This is a genomic window from Bilifractor sp. HCP3S3_D3, assembly GCF_052063915.1.
Lineage (GTDB): Bacteria > Bacillota > Clostridia > Lachnospirales > Lachnospiraceae > Bilifractor.
This window is the reverse complement of the sequence record NZ_JBQHWP010000013.1, coordinates 1-13,580: the sequence shown is the minus strand read 5'-3', so window position 1 is coordinate 13,580 and position 13,580 is coordinate 1. Positions and strand designations below refer to the sequence as shown.

The following is a 13,580-nucleotide window of genomic DNA, read 5'->3' as shown; positions in this document are numbered from 1 at the left end:
AGGAATAAGAAAATGACAGAATTTGATTACAATATAGTAAAAGATCCACGGATCTTCAGCCAGAACCGTCTGCCGGCGCATTCGGATCACATGTTCTATGAGTGTGAGCCCGAAAAAGCATGGGAAGAGTCTGACTGCCGTTATCTGCTGAGCGGAGTGTGGAAGTTTTCCTATGCGGAGAATTACCGGGAAGCGATTAAGGGATTTGAGGCGGTTGACTACGACTGCAGAGGCTGGGCGGACATCCGGGTGCCGGGACACATCCAGATGCAGGGATATGGACATCCGCAGTATGTCAACACCCAGTATCCGTGGGACGGAATCGAGAAAATCTTACCGGGACAGATCCCGGAGGAGTTCAACCCGGTTGCGAGTTATGTCCGGTATTTTACAGTCCCCGAGGGCATGAAAAATCATGAGCTTCATATCTGCTTTGAAGGCGTTGAGAGCGGATTCGCGCTCTGGCTGAACGGCAGTTATATCGGATACAGCGAGGACAGCTTCACCCCGTCAGAGTTTGATCTGACACCATATCTCGTGGATGGAGAAAACAAGCTGGCGGTTCGTGTGTTCCGGTTTACGGCGGGAAGCTGGTGTGAGGATCAGGATTTCTTCCGGTTCTCCGGCATTTTCCGGGATGTGTATCTGATCATGATACCGGATCTTCATGTGAGCGATCTGCGTCTCACACCGGAGGTGGCAGATGATTATCGCCACGCTTCTCTGAAGGCAGAAATCTATGCCACGAAAGAGGGGAGCATTGAGCTATCACTGGAAGACAGAGAGGGTAAGGTAATCTCTGTGAAGAAGGCGGAGCTTCACAAAGTGGAAGCAGGACCTGTGAAAGCGCGGACAGAAGAGAAGACGGCCGAGGATTCCCTCAATGGCGCCGGAAAGCGCTTTGCTCTTGCAAGAGAGAATGAAAAATCCGCATACCGGGCGGAAATCCTTCTGGATGCCGGTGAACCACGGCTCTGGAGCGCGGAGGATCCCTTCCTGTATCAGGTGAGAATACGTGCCTTCGACAGCAATAATATCCGCAGAGAGACCGTCCTTGAGCTCTTCGGATTCCGCCGTTTTGAGATGATTGATCACATGATGCATATCAATGGAAAACGCATCGTGTTCAATGGAGTGAACCGCCATGAGTTCAGCGCGGACAGGGGAAGGGCGATTGATGCGGAGACGATTCGCACCGATCTTCTGACGATGAAGCGCAACAACATCAATGCGGTCCGTACGAGCCACTACCCGAACCAGACCGCCTTCTACCGGTTCTGTGATCTCTACGGCCTCTATGTCATCGACGAGACGAATCTGGAAACGCATGGGCTGTGGGACATGGTATTCCGGGGCGATATCACACTCGAGGAGACAGTCCCCGGGGACAGACCTGAGTACCTTGATCTGATTCTGGACCGTGCGAACAGCATGCTTCAGCGGGATAAAAACCATGCCTGTGTGCTGCTCTGGTCCTGCGGAAACGAGTCGCTGGGAGGAAAAGATCTCTACGAAATGTCCCGCTTTTTCCATGCGGAGGATGCTTCGAGACTTGTGCACTATGAGGGAGTGGCCCACGATGACCGCTATCCGGACACGACAGATGTGGTCAGTACCATGTACACGCCGGTTCAGGAGATTCGAAAATTCCTGTCGGAGCACAGGGAGAAACCCTATATCTGCTGTGAATATGCGCATGCCATGGGCAATTCCTGCGGCGCGTTTCTGAAATATATCGAGCTTGCGGAAGACGATCCGCTGTATCAGGGCGGATTCATCTGGGATTATATCGATCAGGCGATCCTCCGGAAGGACCGGTACGGCAGAACCTATCTGGGCTATGGAGGTGACTTTGACGACCGTCCGCATGACGGGAATTTCTCCGGAAACGGAATCGTCTACGGAGATACCAGGACTCCATCTCCGAAGATGCAGGAGGTTCGGAACGGATATCAAAGTATCTGTGTAAGTATTGGAGCGGAATCTGTCAGGGCCTCGGATCCGGCATCTGCAGACAGATCAGCCGGAACCGCTGCCACGGGAATCACCGCTGTTGTAAAGAACAAGTTCCTGTTTACGAATACAGACCGGTTTGACTGCGTAATTACCCTGACCGGGGAGGATCGCGAGATCTGCCGTGTGAAAACTTTGGTGTCGGTCGGACCGCAGGAGGAGAAAACAATTTCTCTGCCGGTTGAGATACCGGTTTTGGCAGGAGAGGCAGCCCTCACAGTATCATTCGTCACCAGGGAGGAGACACCCTGGGCGCCGGCAGGCACCGAGATTGCGTGGGCGCAGAAGATGATCGCTTCTGGAGAAAAGAATGTACAGGCAGATTCTGTTTCCGGAATCAAGAATAACCGGGCGATATCGGAATCCGGCAGCAGGATGAAGGTCGTAAAGGGCGCGGTTAATCTTGGCGTATCCGGTGAGCATTTCCGTGTTCTGTTTTCCAATCTTCACGGCGGTCTCGTCTCCTACGTATATGCGGGAAGAGAAATGTTCAAGGCAAATCCGCGCCCGAATTTCTGGAGAGCGATGACAGACAATGATATGGGATGCCTCTTCCCGATGCGCGCGGGACAGTGGAGACAGGCTGGACTTTTCGCAACCACGATTTCGCAGGAAGAGAGACAGGTGACCGATTACAAGATCGACATTTCGGAAGATCTGGTAACCGTCACATACACGTACCATCTCGCAACTATACCGGCGAAGGACTGCCTGGTGACCTATTCCGTGAAGCCGGACGGAGAGATTTCTGTCCGTATGCAGATGGATGCCTCCCGGGAAATCGGAGAGCTTCCGGAGTTCAGTATGCTGTTTATGCTGGACGCGGACGAGGATCATTTGAAATGGTACGGCGCGGGCCCTGAGGAGACCTACCTGGACCGCCGCAACGCAAAAATCGGAGTCTACCGGACCACCGTTGATCAGTGCATGGCCGGGTATCTTCGCCCACAGGAGTGCGGAAATCACACAGATGTCCGATGGGCCGAGGTGACCGACAGTCTTGGAAGAGGCCTTCGTTTCAAGGTGAACGGACTGCAGTTCTCCGCGCTTCCGTACTCGCCCGAGGAGCTGGAATGCGCATCGCATCCGAACGAGCTTCCGGAGACGGTTCATACCTGCGTGAGAGTCGGGCTTCAGATGGGCGTCGGAGGAGATGACTCCTGGGGCGCACAGGTTCATCCGGAATATCGTCTGGACAACACGAAGCCGATGGAGATCGAGTTCTCCTTCAGAGGAATCTGAGAAAACATAAAGTTAAGAATATAACCGGCAGAAAAAACCGCACCCTTATGTTCCGGAATGGATAAAATTCAAATCCATTTCGGGGAGATAAGGGTGCGGCATTTTTGCTGCGATTCATTCCTTATGTCTCATTTCCTGAGGTCTGTTTCTTGCGTTCATTTCTGAAGACTGATCCCCATTATTGCGAGACTCAGGATCAGTATTCCGGACATCAGATACGGAAGAACCGCCTCGTATACGGACCGCATATCGCCGCCGTTGATGTAGCAGACAAAATAGAAAATGCCGATGGTTGCGAGTGCGATTGCCATAATCACGATGGCTAGCTTCCTTTGAAGTGACAGATGGTGATTTGCGGAAGCTGTATTATTTTCGGCCTGAAGCTGATTTGTTTTCATCGCTTTCATTTCGTATCCCTCCATTCAAAGGTTCCGGAATCTGCTTGTCCGGAATACAAATTGTTTCTTGTAATTGTATTTTAACGCAGATGTCTGACGAATTCTACTATCTCCCTTTAAATTTAGATGATTTTATTTTAAGTGTGGATAATGCGTGCGTTATCGGTTCGTAATATTAGGGCCGTACAGAATTCTTTCAATGCTTTCGTAAGAAGCAAAAAACAAATGCAGATTTAGGATAGTGTCTGGATATGCTATATTGAATATATGAATAACGGATTGACAGTGCAGCCAGCGAACATCTGTCCGATGTCCGAAGTGTATCTGCACCGGCAGATGTGTCAGAGTGCCATGCAATTTCTCTATTGCCGGAGCAGCGGAAGAAAAAGATGAGCAATCGTAAGATGACATGTGATCATTCAGGAGGATTTTATTTATGAAGATCGTAAATTTCGGTTCACTTAATGTGGATTATGTGTACAGAGTGCCGCACGTGATTGTCAGGGGAGAGACACTTTCTGCGACAGACAGGAATATTTTTCCGGGTGGAAAGGGACTGAATCAGTCCGTGGCACTCAGCCGCGCGGGACTTGAGGTTTACCATGCGGGATGCATCGGAAAGGGAGGGGAAATTCTACTTCAGGTTTTACGGGATGCGGGCGTGAATACTGATTTTGTACGGTGCCTGGATGACATACCGGTCGGACACACGATCATACAGAATACGGATGATGGAGACAACTGCATCATTCTGTTCGGCGGTGCGAATCAGGCGGTGACGGAGAAACAGGTGGATCAGACTCTGTGCCATTTTGAAAAGGGGGACTGGATCGTCCTTCAGAATGAAATTAACAATCTGAAGTATATTATTGAAAAAGCGCATGAAACAGGGATGACAATCGTGCTGAATCCCTCTCCGATGAACGAAAAAATCAATGACCTCCCTCTCGAATATGTGGACTATTTCTTTGTGAATGAAATCGAGGCAGGACAGATCACCGGATATCCGTCTGACGACCCGGAGAAGTTGATGGAGGGCCTCAGAAGTATTTCCCCGAAAGCGCATACGATACTGACGCTGGGATCTGCCGGCTCTGTATATATTTATAAAGGGGAGATCATCCGAAAGAGCATTTACAAAGTGAAAGCAGTGGATACAACAGCTGCGGGAGATACGTTCACCGGTTACTTCCTTGCATCCGTCATTGGCGGAAGAACACCTGAGGAAGCGCTGGATCTGGCAGCGAGGGCATCCGCGGTCACGGTGTCAAGACCGGGAGCGGCACCTTCCATTCCTGTCATGGATGAGGTGTTAAACTACCGGTTCTGAAGTTGCTGAGCAGGAATGACGTATTGCTGACAGACAGATTGTTGCCGATGTATTAATACGGAATGAGCGCCGGAAAGAGCGCCGGAGCATATGTGTGCAGCGTTAAGGGGGCAAGTGCTGAGTATACGGGTGTGCATCGGTCAAACAGCAGATACAGAGCATCCGGGTGTCTGGCAGGCGGGAGCATCGATGTGAACAATCCATCTTGCGCCGGTGTTGGAGCAAAGTTATAATAAAACAAAATTTATCTGCCTGGAGAAAATATCGACAGAATATTATAAGTCTCAGGAGGAATATATCATGGATTATAAGATTGATGGTCATACGACGCTGCTTGCTCTGATCGGCTCTCCGGTTGGCCATTCGGGCTCGCCTGCCATGTACAACTACAGTTTTCAAAGACTTGGGTTGAATTATGTCTATACAGCCTTTGATGTGAAGGAGGAGGATGTGCCGCAGGCGCTCGATGCCATGCGGCTCTTCCACATGCGCGGCATGAACGTCACCATGCCGGATAAGATTGCGGCGGCAAAGTGCATGGATGAGCTTTCGCCGGCTGCCCGTATTATCGGAGCAGTGAACACAATTGTCAATGAGGATGGAAAACTGATCGGGCATATGACCGATGGCGTCGGATTCGTTGATAATCTCCGGGATCATGGCGTTGAGGTGAAGGGGAAAAAGGTGACCATAGCCGGAGGAGGCGGAGCTGCCACCGCAATCCAGGTGCAGCTCGCACTCGATGGCGCGAAGAAGATTTCTATATTTAACATCAAGGATAACTTCTTCCAGAGAACGGTGGATATGGCCGCAAGAATCAGGGCGGAGGTTCCGACCTGTGAGATCAACGTCTATGATCTTGCGGACGTGGCAAAGATGACACAAGAGATTCAGGACAGCGATATCATGGTTAACGCGACGATTGTCGGGATGAAGCCGCTTGATGACCAGAGTGTGGTCAAGGATCTTTCTGCCTTCCATGAAGGACTTGTGGTTGCCGACACCGTTTATAATCCGGAGGAGACAAAACTCCTGCGTGAGGCGAGAGAACACGGCCTTCAGACCATAAACGGGAAGGGCATGCTGCTCTGGCAGGGCGTGGCGGCATTCAAGCTGTATACCGGAGAGGATATGCCGGTAGAGGAAGTGAAGGAACGGTATTTTTCTGACTGAGGTCGTAGAAATATTGAAGAGGACCGCGCGCGAACTACATGACTGTACACGAACACGTAAGTGCGCATGAATCACATGACCGCGCACGAACGTGTAAGTGCGCATAAATCATATGACTGCGCATGAACATGTAAGTGCGTATAAATCACACAATCACGCACGAATCACGTAATTAAGCAGGAACCACACGAATAAGACAGATAGGGGATCCGGATATGGAACAATTATTTGATTACAACATTTTCCTGATCGGCTTTATGGGCGCCGGGAAGTCTACCGTCGCGAAATATCTCAATAAGACCTATGGGATGAAGGTGATTGAGATGGACCGGATGATTGCGGAGCAGGAGGGCATGAGCATCCCGGAAATATTTCGAACGCATGGAGAAGAGTATTTCCGGAAGCTTGAGACCTCTCTGCTGGTCGGAATGAAGAATCAGAGCAATACAGTTGTGTCCTGCGGGGGAGGCGTTCCGATGCGGGAGGAAAATGTGTCAGCCATGAAGAAAAACGGAAGAGTTGTGCTTCTTGACGCGAAACCGGAGACAATCCTCGAGCGTGTGAAGGACAGCCATGACCGTCCGTTGCTTGAGAACCATAAAGATGTAGAATACATCGCTGAGCTGATGGAAAAGCGCCGGCCAAAGTATGAGGCGGCTGCGGATATCCGCATCGCGACGGATGGACGGAGCGCATCTGAGATCTGTGAGGATATGATCCGCCAATTAAAAAAAGAGGTCAGATGAGTCGGCTATCCACAACATGAAGATCGTGTGCTTCCGCCTTCGGCAAATGAAAGGATGTTATTTATGAAGGATAACCAGATCTGGAAAATATACGGAACGGCGTATAAGGAGATGACGGTCCGGCTTCTGAAAAGTACGGATCTCGCGGGTCGGATCCGTGACCGGAAACGCAGGATCTGCATCAAGCCGAACCTGGTATGCCCCTCTCCCGCGGATTTCGGAGCGACAACGCATCCGGAAATTGTGGCGGGAATCATCGAGTACCTGCAGGAAAACGGATTTGAAAACCTGATGATTGCGGAGGGATCCTGGGTGGGGGACCGGACATCAGAGGCATATGAATACTGCGGTTACCGCTCGATATCGGAAACGTATGGTGTGCCCTTCATTGATACGCAGAAACTGAAATCACATGTCATTGACTGCTGCGGTATGCAGCTCCATGTCACGGATGTCGTGGATGCGTATGATTTTCTGATCAATGTTCCGGTCCTGAAGGGACATTGTCAGACGAAGATGACGTGTGCGCTGAAGAATCTGAAAGGCCTTCTCCCGAATCCGGAGAAGCGGCGCTTTCACAAAATGGGGCTCCATGATCCGATCGCTCATCTGTCCGGGGGCATACATCAGGATTTTATTGTGATTGATCACATCTGCGGCGACCCTGATTTTGAGGAGGGTGGGAATCCGCTTGTGAAGAACTGCATCATGGCATCCGCGGATCCTGTGCTGACCGACTGCTATGCCTGCTATCTGCTCGGCTTGCGTCCGGAGGAGGTCCCCTATGTGATCGAAGCCGGACGGCTGGGAATCGGCAGCACGGATCTTGCCCATGCGCAGATCGTGACAATCCAGGGTGCAGACGGCGCCTTCAGGATCAGTCGGCCGGAAGAAGACGGAGAGGAAGAGGCAAGAACGGAGCAGAACCGGGTTCTTGAGGTCGCCTATGCTGTGGATGAGGTGGATTCCTGCAGCGCCTGCTATGGGAGTCTGGTGCCGGCGCTGATCCGTCTGAAGGAGGAAGGTCTCCTGGATCAGTTGAAGGACAAGATTGCCATTGGTCAGGGTCAGCAGGGGAAAAAAGGAAAGCTTGGGATCGGAAAGTGCACCAGGGAATTCGATTATTGTGTGATGGGATGCCCGCCCGATGAGGAAAAAATCTACCGGGAACTGAAGCGATATATCGAACGTCAATGATGCGTTTCAATACAATAAAAAACGCCAACGGCGCGTTGCAATACAATAAAACGGCGATGGTCCATAAAAACAATAAAAGTACTTAAGGCTCTATTAATAAAAGGTATTTTCTTCAGTGCTTCACTGTGGTAAAATGATGCAAGGTTAATACACGGGTGAGGCTGCGCTTCTGCCAGCTCCGTAAAATGAGGAGGAACATTGTATGGCTTTTTTGAATTTTCTGAAGAGGGCTGCGAAGAGGTATAACGATACCAGCCTGATTCTGCGGATTTTGTGCGGAATCATCATTGGTATTGCTCTCGCGTTTCTGCTTCCCGGCTGGAGCTGGCTTGAGATTCTGGGGGATCTCTTTGTCGGCGCGCTGAAGGCGATAGCCCCGGTTCTGGTTTTTGTTCTGGTCAGCGGAGCTCTTGCGCAGGGATCCGGCAAGCTGGATAAAAGGTTCGGCAACGTACTGTTTTTGTATATGCTGACAACCTTCCTGGCGGCTTTTGTGGCAGTAGCTGCCAGTTTCATTTTTCCGCAGACCCTGGTACTGACCGGTGTGGAAGCGGCACAGGCCGATACCGTTCCGCAGGGAATCGGAGAGGTCATGAAAAACCTGCTGATGAATGTCGTATCAAATCCGGTTGACGCACTGGTAAATGCGAATTATATCGGCGTTCTGTTCTGGGCGGCACTGTTTGGAGCTGCGATGAAGCAATTTGCCGCCGATACCTCAAAAAAATTCATGTCAAATGTATCTGAGGCAGTGTCACAGGTGGTGCGCTGGATCATCAACTTCGCTCCGTTCGGAATTATGGGTCTGGTGTTCACCACGGTGCATGAGAACGGCCTTTCCATTTTCACGACGTACGGAAAACTGTTGCTGTTGCTTGTGGGCTGCATGGCTTTCGAATCTCTGCTTGTCAATGGAATTGTTGCCTGGATTCATCTGCACAGAAATCCATATCCGCTGATCTGGAAGTGTATCAGGGAAAGCGGCATTACGGCGTTCTTCACCAGGAGCTCCGCGGCAAACATCCCGATCAACATGTCGCTTTGCAAACGTCTCGGCCTGGATGAGGATATGTATTCGGTGTCCATACCGCTTGGAGCGACCATCAATATGGACGGCGCGGCGATCACCATATCCGTGATGACACTTGCGTGCGCACATACGATGGGGATCACTGTTGATATACCGACCGCTTTGATTCTCAGTGTACTCTCCACCTTTGCGGCCTGCGGTGCCTCCGGCGTAGCCGGCGGGTCTTTGCTGCTGATTCCGATGGCCTGCTCACTGTTCGGAATCTCCAATGATATTGCCATGCAGGTGGTTGCTGTCGGATTCATCATCGGGGTAGTACAGGATTCGGTTGAGACGATGTTGAATTCGTCCGGAGATGTTGTGTTTGCCGCCATCGCGGAATACAGAGTGTGGCTAAAAGAGGGCAGAAGACTTCCGGGATTCATGTACACAGAGAAGGAACGGAAGAAAATGGGAATCTCCAGGGATTTCCAGGGCGACACCAAGGAAGCCATGAGGGAGCAGACGATCTCGGAAAATGCCGAGGGAGAATATAAATAACAGACAAGTCTGAGGGGGATGAAAATGGACAAGAAACCTTCAAAAACCAGGAAAATGATCTGGTTTGTTATTATTGCGGCAATGATTGTGCTGCTGGTTGTCGCCGCGGTTACGACAACCGCGGATTCCGTAAAGGAGACGGCGTGGGCTTTACTCCCGCCGGTCATCGCGATTGTTCTGGCACTGATCACAAAGGAAGTGTACAGCTCCCTGTTTTTCGGAATCCTGGCGGGCGGCCTGCTCTTTTCCGGGTTCTCTTTTCAGGGCACACTGAATCATGTGTTTCAGGACGGAATCATTACCGTTCTCGCTGATTCCTACAACGTCGGAATCTTGGTATTCCTTGTGATGCTTGGTATCCTTGTGGCGCTCATGAACCGCGCCGGAGGATCGGCAGCCTTCGGAGAATGGGCAGGAAAACACATCCGGACGAGAGTAGGAGCACAGCTGGCTACGATTCTACTCGGGTGCCTGATCTTTATTGATGACTATTTCAACTGTTTGACGGTGGGATCGGTTATGAGGCCGGTCACAGATAAGCATCACGTATCCAGAGCGAAGCTGGCCTATCTGATCGATGCGACTGCCGCTCCGGTCTGCATCATCGCTCCGATTTCGTCCTGGGCAGCGGCGGTTTCCGGCTTTGTAGAGGGAAAGAACGGCATTTCTCTGTTTGTACAGACGATTCCGTACAATTTCTACGCGCTGCTGACGATTGCCATGATGATTACTCTTACCGTAACAAAAACGGACTATGGTCTGATGGCCATACACGAGAAGAATGCGATTGAGAACAATGATCTGTACACAACACCGGATCGTCCGTACGCGGATTCGGACAGTCAGAAGATCAGCTCCTGCGGAACCGTGTTTGACCTGATCATCCCGGTTGTCGCACTGGTGATCTGCTGTGTAATCGGCATGATCTACACCGGCGGTTTTTTCAGCGGCAAGAATTTTATAGACGCCTTTGCAGGCAGTGACGCATCGGTAGGCCTGGTGCTCGGCTCGTTTGTCGGACTTGTGATTACACTGATTCTCTATCTTGTAAGAAAGGTCCTGTCCTTTAAGGAGTGCATGGATTGTATTCCGGAGGGCTTCAAGGCGATGATCTCTCCGATCCTGATTCTTACCTTTGCATGGAGTCTGAAGGCGATGACAGACAGCCTTGGCGCGAAGGAATTTGTCGCTGCCATCGTGAAGAATTCTGCGGAAGGCTTCATGAACTGGCTGCCGTGTATCATTTTCCTGATCGCGGTGTTCCTGTCCTTTGCGACCGGAACCTCCTGGGGAACCTTTGGTATTCTGATTCCGATTGTGGTAAATGTATTTGAGGGATCGGATTACAGAATGATGATCATTGCGATGTCCGCCTGCATGGCAGGAGCTGTGTGCGGCGATCATTGCTCGCCGATTTCGGATACCACAATCATGTCCTCGGCAGGAGCACAGTCAAACCATCTGAATCATGTGATGACACAGCTGCCCTATGCTATGACATGCGCGGCGATTTCATTTGTGACATATATTATTGCCGGATTTACAAAATCGGCATGGATCTCGCTTCCGTGTGGAATTGTAATTCTGATTGCTGTGATCCTTTTTCTGAAACAGCAGGAGAAGAAGAGGGGATTTGTAGAAAGGTGACCGAAGGGTACATAACCCTGTGAATAGCAGAAAGTGAGGGGCTGCCGCACGGAAGGAATTCGTGCGGCAGCCCCTTTGGCAGTGCGCCTAGCGGCGCACGTTTCCAACGGGTTCAAGTCCCGAATCCGCCCGGTAGTGGGAAGGATATAGCCGAAGGCAAGGGTGTCCGCCGTGAGACGGAATCTGAAGGAAGCCGGATGTGGGGAACATACTATCCCACGGGCAAATCTCCGGTCTGACGTACAGAAATCTTATACGAGGTTATGCATGAGGGTAAGGCTGCTGCACAAGTCGAAGCCCAATAACTACACGGAATCATGCATGATAAATGAGGCAGATGGATGGAGAGGAAGAAACGTGTGGTACCTAGGGAGGTCTGCGTGAAACGCTCTGAAAGGAGTAACCACCGTACAAGGTAACGAGGCGGTGCTGAACATGCAGAAGTCAGCGGAGGTCATAGTAGGGATATGGACATGGAAACATGGACATGCTAACCGAAGGACCGAATCAATAGGAGTCTTAAGTATGACCGAGCCTGCAAATAAAAAGTCAAGGCTGAAATGATGCACTTTGAAAATTTTATATAGGTTGAATGAAGGCACGAAAAGAAGGCCGCCAGAGTGTCGGCCAAGTGGAATCTTGATGAATGAATTGAAATCAGGATTCGGTTGCTTCTGAGTGTTCAGTCAGGTATTCCTTGACACGGCCATAGTAGACACGAAGGAATTTATTGGCTCCGGCGGTCATGTAAACGTAGTAAGGCTTCCCTTGAGAACGTTTTTTGTTCATAAATTCGTAAACAGGATCACCTTGAGGCATCGTTTTTATTAGACCATCCATGACTTGGAACAGTGTTTTGCGCAATGGTGCAGAACCGCGTTTTGAAGTGTGAACACTCTTCTGAGAGTAGGATCCAGAATCATTCTTTCCGGGATCAACGCCTGCAAAAGCGGAAAGTGCACCCTTGTGTGTAAATCTGGTCACATCACCGATCTCGGCCATTAGCTGAGGGCCAAGGGATGTCCCGACACCTTTCATGGCGAGAACAGCCGGGTATTCCGGAAGTTGGGATGCAATGTCGTTCATGCGGATACGCAGTTCTTCGACAGCGGCTGAAGCTGTATTGACCTGGTTCACCGCCTGACGAATGATAAACTTTGTCATCTCATCTTTCGGGAGCACTGGGATGATGTTGCGGATCGACTCATAGATTTCCGCTGGTTTATCTGGCTGGAAGTTGTAGCCTTTACGTTTGCACCATTTCTGGTAGTGCTCGGTAAATGCAGAAAGGGACATGGAACGGATACGATCCACGTGCCAATAGGTATCGACGAAATCGACCCATTTTTGCGAGCCATCGCTTCTGGCTGGACTATCAAAGAAGGCATTGGCGCCAGGAAATGTCTGGTCAAGAAGGCTGATGAGGTTGTTCTTCATAGCGGTCTTGAGCTTCATGTAATACCCGAACTGTCGGTTCATGGTCTTGAGTTGGTTTCGTAATTCATCCATGGCTCCATACTGCTTGAGCTTGTCCCACTTGTCAAGCGTATAGCGGGCGATCTTCACAGAATCAGCCTTATCGGTTTTGACTTTGCGAAGGGAATCGTTGTCAAAATCTTTGATCAGCTTTGGGTTTACGAGACTGACAAAAAGCCCGGCATCGGAAAGCCAGCGGGCCATCGGTTCGTGATAGCGACCGGTGTACTCCATGACGATACGAGTGTCGCCTTCAAGGGAACGGATCTCCCGGATCAGGTCATCGATCTGGTCAGATGTATGCCTGACCTCGTGAGGGGTTGAAACGATCTCCCCGAAAGGACGGAGGATCGTCACCATGCTTTTGCCTTTGGATGCATCAATACCTACTGCGTTCATTGCCCACCTCCTGAAATGATATATGACACGGTAAATGTCAGCTTTACTCATTGCCTGTTCTATCTACTGGGGTGTGACACGAATGCACCGCAAGGGCAATTCAACCTGCATAAAACGAATGCTGCGAATGAGGAGCTGGCTGGCAGTCTCAGTTGCGGACGCTAAGTCCAAGAAAGGGAGCCGCCATACCGTTGCTCCATCATTCTAACAGCTTAAGCAACAAGACGGTGAAGAACCCATCTGGCTGATGGGTATCTCAACCATAAATACATTGTAGTAGAAAGGAGGAATGACCGTTAATGGCAGAAAACATTGAAAACAATGGCTGTTCGCAAAGAGATAGTGCGGAACACAACGGGTATGCGAAAGCGCCTAGGTCATTCAATCGG

9 protein-coding genes are annotated in these 13,580 nt (G+C 50.5%); 7 read left to right on the top strand and 2 right to left on the bottom strand.

What is annotated here, in order from left to right:
- Positions 1–12 precede the first annotated feature (12 nt).
- The gene (locus tag ACTNDI_RS09020) at positions 13–3,255 is read left to right on the top strand and encodes a glycoside hydrolase family 2 TIM barrel-domain containing protein (RefSeq protein WP_441100655.1); all 3,243 of its coding nucleotides are present in this window, start codon (positions 13–15) and stop codon (positions 3,253–3,255) included.
- A 155-nt stretch (positions 3,256–3,410) separates the two neighbouring features.
- Here ACTNDI_RS09020 and ACTNDI_RS09015 read toward each other — a convergent pair whose 3' ends face one another.
- The gene (locus ACTNDI_RS09015) at positions 3,411–3,662 is read right to left on the bottom strand and encodes a hypothetical protein (protein ID WP_441100654.1); all 252 of its coding nucleotides are present in this window, start codon (positions 3,660–3,662) and stop codon (positions 3,411–3,413) included.
- Positions 3,663–4,089: 427 nt separating this feature from the next.
- On the opposite strand from ACTNDI_RS09015, the gene ACTNDI_RS09010 reads away from it, so the two are divergent.
- From ACTNDI_RS09010 to ACTNDI_RS08985, 6 genes are all read left to right on the top strand, one after another.
- Complete coding sequence (locus tag ACTNDI_RS09010) at positions 4,090–4,983, top strand: ribokinase (protein WP_441100653.1); 894 nt, start codon at positions 4,090–4,092, stop codon at positions 4,981–4,983.
- A gap of 300 nt (positions 4,984–5,283) precedes the next feature.
- Positions 5,284–6,156, top strand: a complete 873-nt coding sequence (aroE, locus tag ACTNDI_RS09005) for a shikimate dehydrogenase (RefSeq protein ID WP_441100652.1) — start codon at positions 5,284–5,286, stop codon at positions 6,154–6,156.
- Between the two features lie 215 nt (positions 6,157–6,371).
- Positions 6,372–6,902, top strand: a complete 531-nt coding sequence (locus ACTNDI_RS09000) for a shikimate kinase (RefSeq protein WP_441100651.1) — start codon at positions 6,372–6,374, stop codon at positions 6,900–6,902.
- 63 nt (positions 6,903–6,965) lie between these two features.
- On the top strand, positions 6,966–8,099 hold the full coding sequence (locus tag ACTNDI_RS08995; protein ID WP_441100650.1) for a DUF362 domain-containing protein: 1,134 nt from the start codon (positions 6,966–6,968) through the stop codon (positions 8,097–8,099).
- 220 nt (positions 8,100–8,319) lie between these two features.
- Positions 8,320–9,669 carry a serine/threonine transporter SstT gene (sstT, locus tag ACTNDI_RS08990; protein ID WP_441100733.1) on the top strand — a complete coding sequence of 450 codons (1,350 nt, stop codon included), beginning with the start codon at positions 8,320–8,322 and terminating at the stop codon, positions 9,667–9,669.
- Between the two features lie 24 nt (positions 9,670–9,693).
- On the top strand, positions 9,694–11,316 hold the full coding sequence (locus tag ACTNDI_RS08985; RefSeq protein WP_441100649.1) for a Na+/H+ antiporter NhaC family protein: 1,623 nt from the start codon (positions 9,694–9,696) through the stop codon (positions 11,314–11,316).
- A gap of 657 nt (positions 11,317–11,973) precedes the next feature.
- On the opposite strand, the gene ACTNDI_RS08980 is transcribed toward ACTNDI_RS08985, so the two are convergent.
- Entirely contained in the window at positions 11,974–13,191 is a 1,218-nt protein-coding gene (locus ACTNDI_RS08980) for an IS110 family transposase (protein WP_441100648.1), read from the bottom strand.
- Between the last annotated feature and the right edge of the window lie 389 nt (positions 13,192–13,580).